The sequence below is a fragment of the Variovorax sp. 10N420 genome, assembly GCF_056394705.1.
This window is the reverse complement of sequence record NZ_JBFTIJ010000009.1, coordinates 181,124-196,631: the sequence shown is the minus strand read 5'-3', so window position 1 is coordinate 196,631 and position 15,508 is coordinate 181,124. Positions and strand designations below refer to the sequence as shown.

Annotated in this window: 13 protein-coding genes; 6 read left to right on the top strand and 7 right to left on the bottom strand. The window is 62.7% G+C overall.

The window, feature by feature from the left end; translation table 11 throughout:
* Positions 1-128: 128 nt before the first annotated feature.
* On the top strand, positions 129-2,114 hold the full coding sequence (locus AC1DEK_RS22680) for a hypothetical protein (protein ID WP_478127547.1): 1,986 nt from the start codon (positions 129-131) through the stop codon (positions 2,112-2,114).
* A 36-nt stretch (positions 2,115-2,150) separates the two neighbouring features.
* Here AC1DEK_RS22680 and AC1DEK_RS22675 read toward each other — a convergent pair whose 3' ends face one another.
* Entirely contained in the window at positions 2,151-2,855 is a 705-nt protein-coding gene (locus AC1DEK_RS22675; protein ID WP_478127637.1) for a nucleotidyltransferase family protein, read from the bottom strand.
* Positions 2,856-2,893: 38 nt separating this feature from the next.
* Entirely contained in the window at positions 2,894-3,283 is a 390-nt protein-coding gene (locus tag AC1DEK_RS22670; protein WP_478127546.1) for an S-adenosylmethionine decarboxylase family protein, read from the bottom strand.
* Between the two features lie 99 nt (positions 3,284-3,382).
* On the opposite strand from AC1DEK_RS22670, the gene tkt reads away from it, so the two are divergent.
* Entirely contained in the window at positions 3,383-5,434 is a 2,052-nt protein-coding gene (gene tkt, locus AC1DEK_RS22665; protein ID WP_478127545.1) for a transketolase, read from the top strand.
* A 43-nt stretch (positions 5,435-5,477) separates the two neighbouring features.
* Complete coding sequence (gene gap / locus AC1DEK_RS22660; RefSeq protein ID WP_478127544.1) at positions 5,478-6,479, top strand: type I glyceraldehyde-3-phosphate dehydrogenase; 1,002 nt, start codon at positions 5,478-5,480, stop codon at positions 6,477-6,479.
* A 46-nt stretch (positions 6,480-6,525) separates the two neighbouring features.
* On the opposite strand, the gene AC1DEK_RS22655 is transcribed toward gap, so the two are convergent.
* From AC1DEK_RS22655 to AC1DEK_RS22640, 4 genes are all read right to left on the bottom strand, one after another.
* Positions 6,526-7,785, bottom strand: a complete 1,260-nt coding sequence (locus AC1DEK_RS22655; protein ID WP_478127543.1) for a HipA domain-containing protein — start codon at positions 7,783-7,785, stop codon at positions 6,526-6,528.
* A complete protein-coding gene (locus tag AC1DEK_RS22650; RefSeq protein WP_478127542.1) occupies positions 7,785-8,060 on the bottom strand; it encodes a helix-turn-helix domain-containing protein in 276 nt (91 codons plus the stop codon). Before AC1DEK_RS22650 ends, AC1DEK_RS22655 begins: the two co-directional genes overlap by 1 nt.
* Positions 8,061-8,154: 94 nt before the next feature.
* Positions 8,155-8,463 carry a putative quinol monooxygenase gene (locus tag AC1DEK_RS22645; RefSeq protein WP_478127541.1) on the bottom strand — a complete coding sequence of 103 codons (309 nt, stop codon included), beginning with the start codon at positions 8,461-8,463 and terminating at the stop codon, positions 8,155-8,157.
* 102 nt (positions 8,464-8,565) lie between these two features.
* Positions 8,566-9,579: a ComEC/Rec2 family competence protein gene (locus AC1DEK_RS22640; RefSeq protein WP_478127540.1), complete on the bottom strand. Its 1,014-nt coding sequence runs from the start codon at positions 9,577-9,579 to the stop codon at positions 8,566-8,568.
* A gap of 107 nt (positions 9,580-9,686) precedes the next feature.
* Here AC1DEK_RS22640 and AC1DEK_RS22635 point away from each other — a divergent pair, with 107 nt between their 5' ends.
* From AC1DEK_RS22635 to AC1DEK_RS22625, 3 genes are read left to right on the top strand one after another with little or no spacing between them, the layout of a single operon-like run.
* A complete protein-coding gene (locus tag AC1DEK_RS22635; RefSeq protein ID WP_478127539.1) occupies positions 9,687-10,280 on the top strand; it encodes a restriction endonuclease subunit S in 594 nt (197 codons plus the stop codon).
* Positions 10,281-10,299: 19 nt separating this feature from the next.
* Positions 10,300-11,814 (top strand): type I restriction-modification system subunit M, encoded by a 1,515-nt coding sequence (locus AC1DEK_RS22630; protein ID WP_478127538.1) that lies wholly within the window; start codon positions 10,300-10,302, stop codon positions 11,812-11,814.
* On the top strand, positions 11,807-15,013 hold the full coding sequence (locus tag AC1DEK_RS22625; protein ID WP_478127537.1) for a type I restriction endonuclease subunit R: 3,207 nt from the start codon (positions 11,807-11,809) through the stop codon (positions 15,011-15,013). The genes AC1DEK_RS22630 and AC1DEK_RS22625 overlap by 8 nt, the downstream gene beginning before the upstream one ends.
* Positions 15,014-15,028: 15 nt before the next feature.
* Here AC1DEK_RS22625 and AC1DEK_RS22620 read toward each other — a convergent pair whose 3' ends face one another.
* The gene (locus AC1DEK_RS22620) at positions 15,029-15,448 is read right to left on the bottom strand and encodes a VOC family protein (protein WP_478127536.1); all 420 of its coding nucleotides are present in this window, start codon (positions 15,446-15,448) and stop codon (positions 15,029-15,031) included.
* Positions 15,449-15,508: the final 60 nt, after the last annotated feature.

The following is a 15,508-nucleotide window of genomic DNA, read 5'->3' as shown; positions in this document are numbered from 1 at the left end:
AAAGCAATTGCAAGAAGAATTGCCGTGTAGGACTACTCCCACTAAAAACCACCACTTCTTATTTCGGAGGTGTTTTTTTGTTCAATGTTTTAAATAAGAGCGCGATTCTGCTCGCGATAGGCGCTGGCGTGCTCACAGGTTGTGGTGGAGGAGGAAGCGGCGGCGGGGGCGGTATTGCCGCGACTGCCGTCAATGCGGCAGTGACACCCGACGCGGCCAATGCGTCGGCCCCCACAGTCTCGCCTGGCGGCACGGCACTCGGCGCCAGCGCGGCTTCGACCACGTTCTGTTCGACCGAAAGTAAAGACATCGTGGACGCATCTTCCAACATCGTGGCTGCGCAGTACACGGCGATGGCCAAGCAACTGAGCAAGGATGCCGGCATCGCGTACCGCTACGGTCCCGACGCGGCGTCTTGCGGAACCGCCAACACCGGTCCCGCCCTGGCCAAGCGCACGGACACCAAGCTTACCGACCCCGCGCAGAACGTCCCGTTCTACTGGTCGGTGGGCGGGCCTGTTTCCGGCGATCCGGGGCTTTTTTCCACCAACCAGGCCAACATGCTCTTTGCGGCCGACGATCCGAGCGAACGCGTCGGCGTGGCCCTGTTCCAGGCTTCGGCGTACGTCTACAACGTCTTCGCCCAACTGCCGCAACTCCCATGGCAGATCTATCAGAAAGGCCAAGGCATCGACACCCCGAACGTCATGAACTACAAGGCGGCGGGCATCACGAGCGGCGATCCGGTGGCAATGGGCCGCTGCTATGGCCGCACGGGCTTCTGCGCGGAAGCCGTGGTCGCCTTCCAGAACGGCGTCATCGGCAGTGTCGGCACCAACACGGCGAGCAACAACGCGACGACCACGCTGGGGCCTAACAAGGTGCCGACGGGTGTCGCGGTGACCAATAACAACGAGTTCGCCCTGATCACGGTGTGGGACACCGTGGCGCTGAAGGGCCAGGTTGCCGTGGTGGCGCTGGCGGGCCTTTGCGATGGCTGCGATGCCATGAATGGAGCGGCGCACACCGTCAACGGCGTCTCATACGCGGCTTGGCATGACTGGTGGGGCGAATGGACGAGTCCCTACCCTGGCTTGCCCAACATGGGCAACACCGCTTTCATGAAGGTGCTGGGCTATGTCGATCTTCCTGGCATGGCGGCGCCTACCGAGATCTCGGTGACCACCGGCATGGACCAGTTCGACACAGTGCTTCCCAACGGCGCCGGCTTCATGGGATCGGCCAATTCGCCCCTGACCAGCAATTGGCAGAAGTTCGCCAAAGGCGGCAGCGACTACCGCAGGTATGCAAAGGGCGGTGTGGCGGTGGTGGTTTCCAAGTCGGAGCAGAAGGCTGCCTTCATCGACCTGAAGCCGCTCTTCAGCTACATCAACGGCGTGTATTTCAGCTCGAACGTCGGGTCCACCAGCAACCTGGGGCAAGGCGCCAACCAGTGGCCCTTCATCTCGGATGCGGCGACCCAGATGCCCAAGGTGGTGAAGACCGTGTCGCTGGGCGGCCGCCCGACGGCCGTGAAGACGACGGTCCTAAGCAGCAATCCGCGCGCATGGATCGCGACTCAGGACGGCACGTTGCACATCTACAGCCTGGACGGCTATGCACCGGGCGGCGCGGACAGCTCGCCGGCAGCCAGCGCCATCGCTGAAGTGGGCACCGTCAGCGGCATCGGCCGCAACCCGACTTCGCTGGCCACCTCCAAGGGCGAGCCGAGCAACTGGAGCGGAGAGCCCCTGAACCAGCAGGTGATTGTGGGATCGCGCGGCGACAACAAGATCTCCTGGGTGCGTTTTGCTGCCGACGGGAACAGCGGTGGCATCGTGCGGACCATCCAGCACAACGAGCTGACGGACCTGATCGCCGTGGAAGATGCCGACAACTTCGCCAACGCGAACAACGTGGTGAGCGTGACCGACTACGCTGGCAAGGCAGTGCGCAACTACCGCTACGGACCGGTGATCTTCTCGGACGGCGGTGCGTGTCCCAAGCCCAATGGCTGCTCGGTCAATTCGACCAATGGCAGCGTCGCTGAATACGGCGGTGCCATGACGGTGCCTGGCAAGCCATTCCAGGTGTCGACCGTCAACGTCCCCTGACGCGGATTCGAGACTTCATGCAGCAAACGGCCCGCCTCATGCGGGCCGTTTTTTTGTGTTCAGTTCAGTAAGCCGTTCGGGCGTGCCGACATCGGCCCAGCGCCCGCTGTAGCGCTCGGCACTGACATGCCCGTCCTTCATGGCATGGCGCAAGAGCGGCGCCAGCGCAGCCTTGATTCCCTCAGGATTGCCCCTTGGGATGTCGCAATAAGGCGGGGCGAACAACTCGGCGCGGTACAACGCAATCGTGGAGAAGGTGTCCTTCTGTGCCGATACGCTCAGGGCGCTCCCGTCCGGCGCGATGCCGAAATCGCCGTTCGGGTTGTGCGCAGGATTGGGCACCAGCCATAGATGCGCCAGCCGGCCGCTGGCCGCAAAACAATCCACCGCCGCTTGCGTGAACTCGAAGTCCGGAGCGAACACATCTCCGGCAACGACCCAGAAAATTTCTCCGAGCAAAGGCAAGGCGCGCACGATGCCTCCCGCGGTTTCGAGCGGGCCGCCGAAATCGTGCCCTTCATGCGAATAGGCAATGGTGGACGTTTCGAATCGCTGGCCAAAACGCACCTGTATCTGATCGCCAAGCCATGCCGTGTTGATCACGAGTCGGCCGAATCCTCCCTTTGCGAGCGCTTCCATGGGCCATTGCATGAGAGGCTTGCCTGCGACCTCCAGCAGAGGCTTCGGCGTGGTGTCGGTCAAGGGCCGCATGCGCTCTCCGCGTCCTGCGGCAAGAATCATCGCGCTGACTGCTGGAGTCGCTGAAGTGGCTGGAGTCGTCATGCGGCCTCCGCCCGGATCGCTCCGCGCTGCAGCGCATGCCGCTCGACGTGCAGTGGCAGGAAGAGTGCCTCCAGCGAACCCATCAGCGCATGCGCCTTGGCCGAATGATCAGCGCCGAAGTTGCAGACGTAGACGTCGAGCGTGACGCTGCCTTCCTCGGGCCATGTGTGCACGCACAGGTGCGACTCCGCGAGCAGCACTGTGGCAGTCACTCCGCCCTCGCCCTTCGGTGTCGCCGGAAACGCATGAAAAAGCCGCCCGACCACCTGCAGCCCCGCGGATTCGGCCGCTTCGGCACAGGCGGTGCCGAGCGCATCGGCGTCGACAAGCCAGCGCGTCTCGCAGCGGCATCGATGGAGATCGGCAGTGAGGTGCAGTCCATGCATGGGCGGCACTCTAGCAGCCGTCCGCGCTTCGTTCGAAGTGCACCGACCTCGGCCGCTAAAATGCCGGGTTCCCCCTAACTTGCTCCCAGGAAGCCACAGATGGCCAACCAAGCCTTGATGGCCAACGCGATTCGCGCGCTGGCAATGGATGCCGTACAACTCGCAAACTCGGGGCATCCGGGCGCACCAATGGGCATGGCCGACATGGCTGTCGCGCTATGGGGCGAGCATCTCAAGCACAACCCCACCAATCCACACTGGTTCGATCGCGACCGCTTCGTGCTGTCGAACGGCCATGCGTCGATGCTCATCTACGCGGTGCTGCACCTCACGGGTTACGACCTGCCGATCGACGAGCTGAAGCACTTCCGCCAGTTGCACAGCAAGACCGCCGGCCACCCTGAAACGGGCATCACCCCCGGCGTCGAGACCACCACCGGGCCGCTGGGCCAGGGCATTACGAATGCCGTGGGTTTTGCGCTTGCCGAAAAGCTGCTTGCGTCGGAATTCAACCGCAAGGACCACACCATCGTCGATCATCACACCTACGCTTTCCTTGGCGACGGGTGCCTGATGGAAGGCATCAGCCACGAAGCCGCTGCCCTCGCCAGTGCATGGAAGCTTGGCAAGCTGATTGCGCTCTACGACGACAACGGCATTTCGATCGACGGTCCGGTCAAGCCCTGGTTCGTCGACAACACCGAAGAGCGTTTCAAAGCCTACGGCTGGCGAGTGATCGGGCCGATCGATGGGCACGACATCAAGGATGTGTCGAAGGCGATCGAAAAGGCGAAGAAGCACGACGATCGGCCCACATTGATCATCTGCGAGACGCAGATCGGCAAGGGAAGCCCCAATCGCGCCAACACGGCCAAGGCGCACGGAGAGCCGCTCGGTGCGGACGAGATCGCACTGACGCGCAGCGCGCTCCAGTGGAGCCACGCGCCCTTCGACCTGCCAGCGGCCGTCTATGAGGAATGGGATGCCAAGGCAGCCGGCGCCAAGGCCGAGGCCGAATGGAATGAAAGATTCGCGGCCTATGCGCAGTCCTTTCCCGATCTCGCGGACGAGTTCACGCGCCGTATGAAGGGAGAGCTGCCGAAGAACTTCCATCAGACCGCCTTCGATACGGTGGTGGCCGCCCACACCAAGGCCGAGACGGTCGCGTCGCGAAAAGCATCGCAACTCGCTCTCGAAGCCTTCACCGCCGCATTGCCCGAGTTGCTCGGCGGCAGCGCCGATCTCACCGGCTCGAACCTCACCAACACCAAGAGCACGCCCAGCCTGCGCTTCGATGCCAATGGCGCCGTGATCCGCAGCGAAGGCAACGAGCAGTTCCCTGACGGTCTGCCGGGCCGCCATATCAATTACGGCGTCCGCGAGTTCGGCATGGCCGCCATCATGAACGGCTTGGCGCTGCATGGGGGCTACATCCCTTACGGCGGCACCTTCCTGACTTTCAGTGATTACAGCCGCAATGCCATTCGCATGGCCGCGCTGATGAAGCAGCGCGTGATTCATGTCTTCACGCACGACTCCATCGGTCTCGGCGAAGACGGCCCGACACACCAGTCGATCGAACACGCTGCCTCGCTTCGCCTGATCCCGAACCTCGATGTCTGGCGCCCCGGCGACACGGCCGAGACTGCCGTCGCCTGGGCCGTGGCGCTGCAAAGCGCAAATCGTCCGACCGCACTGCTGCTGTCGCGCCAGAACCTGCCCTACTCGCCCAAGTCGGATCTGAGCGACATCAGCAAGGGTGCGTATGTGCTGTCTGAGCCGGCGGCAGTCGGGCTCAAGAACAAGAACGTGAAGGCCGTGATCATCGCGACGGGCTCCGAAGTGCAATTGGCCCTCAAGGCGCAAGAGCTGCTGGCCGCAAGGAAAATCGCGGTTCGCGTGGTTTCGATGCCTTCGACCACCACCTTCGATCGCCAGGACGTCGCCTACAAGACCAGCGTGCTGCCGAGCGGCACCCCGCGCATCGCCGTCGAAATGGGCGCCACCGGTGGGTGGTGGAAGTACGGCGTCGCGGCGGTGGTCGGCATCGACACTTACGGCGAATCGGCGCCTGCGGGCGTGCTGTTCAAGCATTTCGGGTTCACGGCAGAGAACGTGGCTGCCACGGTCGAAGCGGCGCTCAAGCGCTGAAATCGATCGCCCTTTCGGTTTTCATCATCCAGGAGCAAATGACATGGCTATCAAACTCGGCATCAATGGCTTCGGTCGCATCGGTCGCAACGTGCTTCGCGCGGCGGTGCAGAACTTCAAGAACGACATCGAGATCGTCGCGATCAACGATCTGCTCGAGCCGGACTACCTGGCATACATGCTGCAGTACGACTCCGTGCATGGCCGCTTCCAGGGTGAAATCAACGTCGAGGGCAACACGCTCATCGTCAATGGCAAGAAGATTCGCCTGACGCAGGAGCGCGACCCGGCACAACTGAAGTGGAACGACGTCGGCGCCGACATCGTGCTCGAGTCCACCGGCCTCTTCCTCACCAAGGAGACGGCGCAGAAGCACATCGACGCCGGCGCGAAGAAGGTTCTTCTCTCGGCGCCGAGCAAGGACGACACACCCATGTTCGTCTACGGCGTGAACGACAAGAAATACGCGGGCGAGGCCATCATCAGCAACGCCAGCTGCACGACAAACTGCCTGGCGCCGCTTGCCAAGGTCGTGAACGACAAGTGGGGCATCAAGCGCGGCCTGATGACCACCGTGCACGCAGCCACCGCCACTCAGAAGACCGTCGACGGCCCGAGCAACAAGGATTGGCGCGGCGGCCGGGGCATTCTCGAGAACATCATTCCGTCGAGCACCGGTGCAGCCAAGGCCGTCGGCGTCGTAATCCCCGAGCTCAACAAGAAGCTCACGGGCATGAGCTTCCGCGTGCCGACTTCCGACGTGTCGGTGGTCGACCTCACTGTTGAGCTGGTCAACGCGGCGACCTACGAGGAAATCTGCGCTGAAATGAAAGCCCAGAGCGAAGGCGCGCTCAAGGGCGTCCTCGGCTACACGGAAGACAAGGTGGTCGCCACCGATTTCCGCGGCGACCCGCGCACCTCGATCTTCGACGCCGACGCTGGCATCGCCCTGGACGGCACCTTCGTCAAGCTCGTGAGCTGGTACGACAACGAGTGGGGCTACTCGAACAAGTGCCTGGAGATGGTTCGCGTGATGGCGAAGTAAGGCGGTTTCGAGCACTCACCGACAACGCGCCCGAGGGCGCGTTTTTTCATGGTGCCTTAAGAAAGCGCTTGGAGAGCTGGCGAGTCGTTGAGACGACGAATCGATGCAGCCGGACGGCCAACGTTTTCGCACCCGCGGATAAATCGGGCTCAAGGGACTCGATGGCTGCTTCCGTTGCGTCAGGCAGCTTGTTGGCGAGTTCTTCGGCAATGGCGAACAGGAACCCCGAGCGCATATTGAATGCTTCGGCGAGCGCCATGATGTTCGCTCGCGACATCGTACCGGGCGTCGTCTCGCCGCCGATGGAGAAAGCGAAGTGCGGTGACAGTCCGGGATAGATGCGGGTGCACATCAAGTCGTAGAACGGCGTGAGCCTCATGCCAGCGCCAGGCACCCGATAGAGCGACAAGTTCTTGGCGTGGCTGTCGTTGTTGCCGACATAGAGGTTGAAGAACAGCCAGGCGACGAAGTTCTTCAAGTCCGACGCAGGTTGCGTGCTGTACCGGCGAATCAGTTCTGCGCAACGTGCTGCACCGGGGCCGCCTTCAATCTCGTATTTTTTCTCCGACACTGTGCCGGCCAATTGGCACAAGTCGTACTGCAACAAGCGACCCAGGGTGCCGTCCGCCCGGTCGAGGCGGTCGAAGCGCTTGACAACGCAAGCCTGGGTGGTCGGCTCATAGAAGACTTGCGCTGTCGGCAGCCCGCACAACGCCGAGGTGCGCATCATCACAGCTTCGTTGGCCGCCGAATGCCAGATCTTGGCAATGCGGCGGATGTCCGGCTTGAGAATGTGCGTGGACGGAGAAGTGCCCTGAGGAAGTCGCGGCAATCCATCGTCGAACAATGCGATGGAAGCCTTGTCTTGGGCGCCGGCCAGCGACACTCGGGCATGGTTGCCTTTGATGTCGATAGCGGCAGCTGACTTGCGCCCCAGCATCAGCGCGAGGGCCTGCCAGCTCGTTGCCTCATAGGAAGGGGGTTCGGGTCGCTCCCCACCCGGGAGAATGACGAACCCGCCGGCGGTGTCGCCCGCGACTTCGTGCAGCAGCGAGAACAACGTGGAAGCCTTCTTCTGCTCTGAGAGATAGGCGCGCAGTTCGCCTTCGGGCAGCAGGTTTTCCAAGAACGCCTGCACGGCCGCCGAGGATTGATGCCCTGGAGAAAGGTCTATGGCGGCGACTTGCAGCCGCTCAGCGCGGGCGAGCCATTCAGGCGTGTACTCGAATTCGATGGGGGAACTGTCGTGGACTACGGCGACGTGCTCTTCGCCGAAGAAGACGTCCAGGCTGTGCGGCCGGGCCATCAAATGCCACCGGAGGTTCGGGGCCGCACCACGACTTCCAGTCCCAGCAGGTCAAGCACATCCAGCGCTTTTTGCAGTTGGACCGTTGGCTTGCCGCCCTCCAGATCCACGATGAAACGGTTGCCTGTATTGCCCAATCCAGCGATGTCCAACTGCTTGAGGTTGAGAGAACGGCGGCGCTGGCGAATCAGTTCGCCGAGATCGGCAGTAGAACGGATGACGCCATCCGTGTCTTGTGAATTACCGATCGGTAACGATGACTTTGCTCCAGGCATTGTTGCTCCCACGAATTACCTGTCGGTAATTCTGCCGCGACGCCGCACTCAAAGTCAATAAAAATTACCGATCGGTAACTGACCTATCGATGCGCTATACCGGCTCAAGCACATGGATCAAGCGGCTCTCCGTCCAGTCTTTCACCTTCGCTCCATAGGCGGCCATGTGTGGCGCTGCCGCGTGCGCCTGCAGGTCCGCGAGCGTTTCCCACTTCTCGATCACCACGAAGGTGTCCGGTCCGAATGAAGCGCGCGAGGTCGGCACGCCGGCGGCGTCCGCGGTCGCGGTGTATTCGATGCAGCCTTTTTCCGCGAGAACCGCGGCCCGATTGGCGCGGTAGGCCTCGAGGATCTGCGCGCGTTGGCCGGGTTTGGCGGTGATGACGGCGACGACGTGAATCATGGGCGAATGCTCCTTGGTTGCCTGGATGATGGACCGTCGAATTTACGAGGAACAGGCGCCTTCCGCCTGTCGCATCGGAGGCCGGCCGACATGAGCCGGCGTTCAAATCTCCAGGAGCGTGTCGGGTTGGGTCCTGTACCAGCCGCGGTCGGGCATCTCGTGCCAATGATGAAGGCTCACCCCCCGCGTTGCGAAGCTGAGGGCGCCGCGCCGGCTCAACGCCTCCGTCAGTATCCGGCTGAGGCGCTGCCGCGCTTCGATGCTGATGGAGACGAAAGCCGACTTGGTGTGTTTGCGCTGCGCCGCAGGCGTGCTCTGCCCGACGATCCGATCGAGCACCTGGGTCGACACATGGTTCAGGTTCCCCGCATTGGGTGCCTGCAGCAGGCAGAGCTGCGACGGAAGATCGACACCCAGCCGCTCGGCAAAGGTCGCTCCCGCGTCGAGCGCCTGAACGCCCGCCCTTCCCGTGAGCAGAACCCCCTGCCCACCGAACTCGCCATAGAGCACCGCGCTTGATTCGTTCTCTGCCGTGGTCGTGGCATGAGCGCGCAGACGTTCGCGCGCGTAGCGTCGGGTCCAGCGGTCCAGCAGGTGAACAAACTCGAGAAGCCGAGCGATCCGCTGCGAAGCGCCCTCGCCGGGGCCATCAAATTTCCCATCGAACTTCGCATTAAAGGCCGGCAGCAATGCATCGACATACCAGTCGTGGCCGGGAGACAGGACGACGAAGGGGCCGACATTGGCGCCGGCAAAAGGTTCGAACACAGGGACACCCCGCGATTTGGCCAGGCTCTCGAGGGCACGCGCCGGTCCCATGGCGCTCCGCAGCCGCCTCGAATAGGCCCAGGGCCGCTGCATCCACAACTCGCCGACTGTCAGTTTGCCGAGAACCACCGGCAAGCCGTCCATGTGATCGCTCGCCGGATGCGAACTCACCAGGTAGTCCACATGAGACGTCATGTACAGGTTCTGGATGTGAGCCACCATCTGCGCGCCTGAGAGCGCCGTGCCGGCGTCGTAGACAAGCACCTTGTAATTGCCCGGTTGGCCCCAGCGGACGCTGATGGCTGCGCCGCCTGACTTCACAGGCAGGAAATCGACCTCATACCCCATCCAACACTCCCTGACCTTGACCATTTGTTCGCATCGCAAGGCGACGCACTGGTTTTGTGCCGAAAGTCTAGCGAGCCGCGGTCATCGAACCTTGTAGGATTTGCATCATGTCGATTGATGCAGTTCGTGTTTCGTTGGGGGAGTTGACTGCCATCAAGGCGGGCTATCCCTTTCGCGGCTCCATCGAGGAGATTCCTGGAGGCCCGGTCCGCGCCGTCCAGATGAAGGACGTGCATCCTGCCGCCGGGGTCCGATGGCAGACGGTGGTGCGGACGCGGCTCACGGGACGCGGCGATGCCGACTGGCTGCTCCCAGGCGATCTGCTCTTTGTGGCGCGGGGCAGCCGCTTCTATGCCGCCTGTCTTGATGAACCGCCTGAGCATGCAGTTTGCGGGCCTCATCTTTTTCATCTGCGCCTCAAGCCTGGGAGCCCCGCGATCGCGGCCTTTCTCGCCTGGCAGATCAACCAGCCGCCTTTTCAGCGAGCGCTGCAGCGCGCGGCCGAGGGTTCGAGCCAACTGAGCGTGCGCCGGCCGATGCTCGAAGCCATGCGCGTCAGCATTCCTTCTCTGCCCGATCAGCAGCGCATCGTCGAACTGGTGCGGCTGGCCCACCGTGAGCGACACCTGCAGGCCCTGCTCATCCGCAATCACGAGCGCCTCTTCGAATCGATCGCCGAGGAACTGGCAGCGACCCCATGACAAAAACCACAGGGAGAACATGAAACAACCCACCATCGAGCAGGATGCGATCAATGGCGCCGTGTGGACCGCTTGCGAAACCCTTCGAGGGATCGTGGACCCGGGCATCTACAAGGACTACGTCCTGACCTTGCTGTTTCTCAAGTACGTGTCGGACGTCTGGCAGGAGCACTACGACGGGTATCTCAAGGAATACGCCGATGCCGAACCGGGGCTCATCGACGAATTGCTCAAGACCGAACGCTTCGTGCTTCCGCCGAACGCCAGCTTCTACGCGCTGCACGCGGCGCGCTATCAGCCCGGCAATGGGGAGCGCATCGATCGTGCGCTGCATGCGATCGAAGACGCCAACCTATCGAAGCTGCGCGACATCTTTCAGGACATCAGCTTCAACGCGGGCAAGCTGGGGGACGAGCAGCAGAAGAACGACATGCTGCGGCAGCTCCTCGAAGCTTTCGCCAGGCCCGAACTCGACCTGAGCCCCAGCAGGGTCGGGACGCTCGGCGTGGTCGGCAACGCGTACGAATTCATCATCAAGCGATTTGCCTCGACCAGCGGTAAGAAGGCCGGCGAGTTCTACACACCGCCGGAAGTTTCGGAGCTCCTCGCGCGCTTGATGGACCCGCGGGACGGCGATGAAGTCTGCGACCCCGCATGTGGATCCGGTTCGCTGCTGCTTCGGTGCGGCCGGCTCATCCGAGAACGCAGCGGCATGCGGCGCTATGCGCTCTATGGGCAGGAGGCCATAGGCAGCACCTGGGCGCTCGCCAAGATGAACATGTTCCTTCATGGCGAGGACAACCATCGCATCGAATGGGGCGACACGCTCCGCAATCCCAAGCTGGTGGTGGGCGACACGCGGCTGCGACGCTTCGATGTCGTCGTCGCCAACCCACCGTTCAGTCTCGACAAGTGGGGCCATGAGAGCGCCGAGAACGATCGCTTCGGCCGCTACCGCCGCGGGCTGCCTCCGCGTGGCAAAGGCGACTTCGCCTTCATCCTGCACATGGTCGAGACCCTGAATCCGCGCACCGGGCGCATGGCGGTGGTCATGCCGCATGGCGTTCTTTTTCGCGGAGGCGCCGAGCGCGCGATCCGTCGAAAGCTGATCGAGGAGAACCTGCTCGACGCGGTCATCGGCATTCCTGAAAAGCTCTTCTATGGCACCGGCATCCCTGCCGCAGTGCTGGTGCTGCGCAAGGACAAGGCCGACGACAAAGTCCTTTTCATCGACGCCAGCCGCGAGTTCCAGCCTGGCAAGAACCAGAACCTGCTGCGCGCGGCCGACATTGAACGGATCCTCGCGACCTATGCCGGGCGTGAGTCTGCTGACAAGTACGCCATCCTCGTCGCTCCCGACGCCATTGCCGAACAGGACTACAACCTCAACGTCGGCCGCTATGTCGACAGCACGCAGGCTCCACTCCACGTTGACCTCGACGCATTGCGGCGCGAGCGGATCGAACTGAAGAAGGAGTGCGCAGGCATTGAAGAGGAGATGGCCGGGTACCTGAAGGAGCTCGGGTATGACTGATGACGCCCGCCTGAGTGCGTTGCGCATGCTGTGCAATCTCGACTGGCGCTACCTGAATCCGGCGGCGTGCCTCGAACTGCGAGGCGGCGCGCGCGAAGTTCTGGTCAAGCGCTGGGTTGTCGAGTTTCTCCAGACGCGCCGGTTTGAATACAAGGGCGCTCACCACTCGCTCTCCGCTGGCGCCATCGATCAGATCCTGCGCGAACTCGCCACGCTCGGGTTGGGAGACGGACTGCTCGCCGCCAACCAGCGGCTCTATTCGAGGCTTGCCTACGGCGTCACGGTCACCGAGTTCATGCCCGACGGCAAGAAGCATCAACCGACCATCGCGATCATCGACTGGGACGACCCCGCCGCCAATCGCTTCGACGTGACAGAGGACCTGAGCGTGCTTTCGCAGGGCAGCGGCAACCACCGCGCGCCCGACGTCGTCGCCTACGTGAACGGCATTCCGCTTGTTGTGATCGAGTGCGGGCGCCCCACGGTGCGTGAAGCCATCGAGCGGCACCTGCGCAATCAGCGCGACGAGGAAGTGCCGCATCTCTTTGCATACGCGCAACTGCAGATCGCCATCGGCCCGACCGATGCCTGCTATGGCACCACTCGCACACCTGCGAAATTCTGGTCGAGATGGAACAAGGAAGAAGAGTTCGACGAAGCGCACGTGCGCTCGCTGAAGAATGCGACGCCGCCGTCCGAGACGCTCGGGCAGCTCTTGCAAGGAAAGTCTTCCGTGCTGAGGACCGGGCTCGAATCGCTATGGGCTTCGCCGCTGTCGCCTGATGCGGCCGACCGCCTGCTGGTCAGCCTGCTCACGCCTTCGAGACTGCTCGAAGTGCTGCGCGGATTCATATTGTTCGACCGCAAGCTGGGCAAGATCGTGGCGCGCCCGCCGCAATTCTTCGCTGCGGGTGCGCTGCTGAAGCGCCTCGCGTCCTTGCGAGCCGATGGTTCGCGCAAGGGCGGCGTGGTCTGGCACACCGCAGGGTCGGGCAAGAGCCTCACCATGGTGTTCTTGGCCAAGGCATTGCTCTTGAACGAAAACTTGAAGGACTGTCGCATCTTCGTCGTCACTGATCGGGTCGATCTGGAGCATCAGCTGGCGCGGAATTTCGTGGCGAGCGATGCCTTCGGTCCATCCTTCGGCGCGCACAAGGAAGGCGAGCGCAGCAAGGCCGTCACGGGCCGGGATCTCGCAAGGCGCATTGGCAGCGGCACCGAGCGGATCACCTTCGCGCTGATTCAGAAGTTCAACATTGCGTCGCGCTTGCCCGAATGCCGAAACGAGTCGGCAAACATCATCGTGCTGGTCGACGAAGGCCATCGCAGTCATGGGGGCGAAACGCACGAACGCATGCGCAGGGCTCTGCCCCGTGCGGCCTTCGTGGCCTTCACCGGCACACCGCTGCTGAAGGACGAGAAGACGACGAAGAAGTTCGGGCCGATCATTCACGCCTACACGATGCGCCGCGCGGTCGAAGATGGCGTCGTCACGCCGCTGCTCTACGAAGAGCGTGTGCCCGAACTCAAAATCGACGCGAAGGCGGTGGACCGCTGGTTCGACAAGATCAGTGCCACCTGCGGCGCGAATCAGCGAATCGATGCGAGCAAGCCATGCGCGGCGCGTGGAGTCATCCACGGCGCGGCCGGGCGCATCGAGCTGATTGCGTGGGACATCGCGACCCATTTCAGCGAAAACTTCAAGAAGTTGGCGCCCGGGCTGAAAGGCCAGGTCGCCACCGCCAGTAAGCGCGATGCAGTTCGCTACAAGAAGGCGCTCGACGCGACCGGGCTCGTCACCAGCGCCATCGTCATCTCGCCGCCCGACGCGCGCGAGGGCGACTTCGATCCCGACGATGATGGGTTGGCAGAGGTGCAGCATTGGTGGCGCCACAACGTGCTCGCAAGTGCGCACAAGCCGGCGGAACACGAGCGACAGGTGCTGCGTGGCTTCGGCACCGACGCCGAACCCGATCTACTCATCGTCGTCGATCGGCTGCTCACAGGGTTCGACGAGCCGCGCAATGCCGTGCTCTACATCGACAAGCCGCTCCAGAGTCATGGCCTCATCCAGGCAGTGGCCCGCGTGAATCGGTTGCACGACGCCAAGCGACACGGTCTGTTGGTCGACTATCGCGGCGTCCTCAAGCAGCTGGATACGGCGATCAGCGGCTACCAGGACCTCGAGGAGCGCACGCAGAGTGGGTTCGACGCCACGGACCTCGTCGGGCTATACACGCCGGTGCATGCCGAATTCAAGCGACTGCCGTCGTTGCACGCGTCGATGTGGTCGTTCTTCGATGAGGTCGCCGATCGCGACGATCCCGAGCAACTGCGGCAGGCGCTGAGCGCGGGAGTTCGCGATGACTTCTCCGCGGCCTTCAATGCCTTCGGACAATGCTTGAGGACGGCGCTGTCCTCGCGCAGCTTCTTCGAAGACCCGCAGTTTTCGGAAGAGCAGGTTGCCCGCTACAAGCAGGACTTGCGCTTGTTGCGAAATGCGCGGCAGACCGCTCAACGCGATGCCATGGAGAGCGTCGTGGACAGCGAATACGACAAGCAGATCCAAAGGCTTGTCGACGCATGCGTCGAAGGCAGCACGGTGCGCGAACCTGATGCCGTCTATGCAGTGAGGCAGTCTTCCCACGGCGATGCGGCTGATGCTTGGCCTGAGCAAAGGGCGCGCCGTGAAGCCGCGTTGATCAGGACGCGCCTTCAGAACACCATTGCGCACGAACTCGTCGAAGATCCGTACGCGCAAAAGGTGTTGTCCGGCTTGCTCAAGAGCGCAATCGAAGATGCAGAAGCGCTCTTCGACAGCCCGCGAAAGCAATACGCCCTGTTTCGCGAGTTCGAGCGAAGCGTCGACCTTCGCGCAGTCCCTGGCATGCCCGACGTGTTGTCAGCCAACCCGCGGGCCAGGGCATTCTTCGGCGCCATCCTGATGGCCTTGGGCGATGAAGCCGCCGCGGGACTCGATGCATCGGCGCGCCGCGGCTATATCGACCACGCGCTCGCCGTCAGCCGCCTCGTGGATGACGCGATGGCTGAACACTCACTCGATCCGCAAGGCTTCGAGTCCGCCGTCCGCAGGGATTTGCTGATGCGCTTCCATGCGTCGCTGGGCGTCAACAGGGCCAACGCCGTGATCTCCCATGTGCTTCAGATCACCCGCGCTGGCAGAAGCCGGAGCGCCTGACGATTGCGGGTCCGCTCAACCTTCTTGCATCACCACCACCATCCAGGAAACGCCGAACTGGTCCGCCACCATGCCGAAGGCCGGGGAGAAAAAGGTCTTGCCAAGTGGCATCTGCACTTGGCCGCCATCCCCCAGTGCGGTGAACAAGCGATTGGCTTGCGCCTCGTCGTCCACGATCAGCGACAGCGAGACCCCTTGAAACACTGGCTTGCCGGTGCTATTGCCGTCTGACGCCATGAGCGTTGTCTTGCCGATCGTGAAGCTTGAGTGCATCACCTTCTCCGCCGAACCGGGCGGGCACATCTCTGCAGCATTGGGTTCCGGCATCTCCTTGAAGCGCATCAGCGAGGTGATCTGCGCGCCAACCGCCTTGCGATAGAACTCGAGCGCTTCTTCGCAGCGGCCATCAAACATCAGATAGGGCTGAACTTGCATGAGGTTCTCCTGTGGGTGAATGCACGGATGGGCGATTGGAGGCGGGGTGCGGATGCACCC

Coding starts and splice junctions, on each gene's coding strand:
- AC1DEK_RS22675 (WP_478127637.1), bottom strand. CDS start 2,855: ATGATTCTTGCCGCAGGACGCGGAGAGCGCATGCGGCCCTTGACCGAC.
- AC1DEK_RS22670 (WP_478127546.1), bottom strand. CDS start 3,283: ATGCATGGACTGCACCTCACTGCCGATCTCCATCGATGCCGCTGCGAG.
- tkt (WP_478127545.1), top strand. CDS start 3,383: ATGGCCAACCAAGCCTTGATGGCCAACGCGATTCGCGCGCTGGCAATG.
- gap (WP_478127544.1), top strand. CDS start 5,478: ATGGCTATCAAACTCGGCATCAATGGCTTCGGTCGCATCGGTCGCAAC.
- AC1DEK_RS22655 (WP_478127543.1), bottom strand. CDS start 7,785: ATGGCCCGGCCGCACAGCCTGGACGTCTTCTTCGGCGAAGAGCACGTC.
- AC1DEK_RS22650 (WP_478127542.1), bottom strand. CDS start 8,060: ATGCCTGGAGCAAAGTCATCGTTACCGATCGGTAATTCACAAGACACG.
- AC1DEK_RS22645 (WP_478127541.1), bottom strand. CDS start 8,463: ATGATTCACGTCGTCGCCGTCATCACCGCCAAACCCGGCCAACGCGCG.
- AC1DEK_RS22640 (WP_478127540.1), bottom strand. CDS start 9,579: ATGGGGTATGAGGTCGATTTCCTGCCTGTGAAGTCAGGCGGCGCAGCC.
- AC1DEK_RS22635 (WP_478127539.1), top strand. CDS start 9,687: ATGTCGATTGATGCAGTTCGTGTTTCGTTGGGGGAGTTGACTGCCATC.
- AC1DEK_RS22630 (WP_478127538.1), top strand. CDS start 10,300: ATGAAACAACCCACCATCGAGCAGGATGCGATCAATGGCGCCGTGTGG.
- AC1DEK_RS22625 (WP_478127537.1), top strand. CDS start 11,807: ATGACTGATGACGCCCGCCTGAGTGCGTTGCGCATGCTGTGCAATCTC.
- AC1DEK_RS22620 (WP_478127536.1), bottom strand. CDS start 15,448: ATGCAAGTTCAGCCCTATCTGATGTTTGATGGCCGCTGCGAAGAAGCG.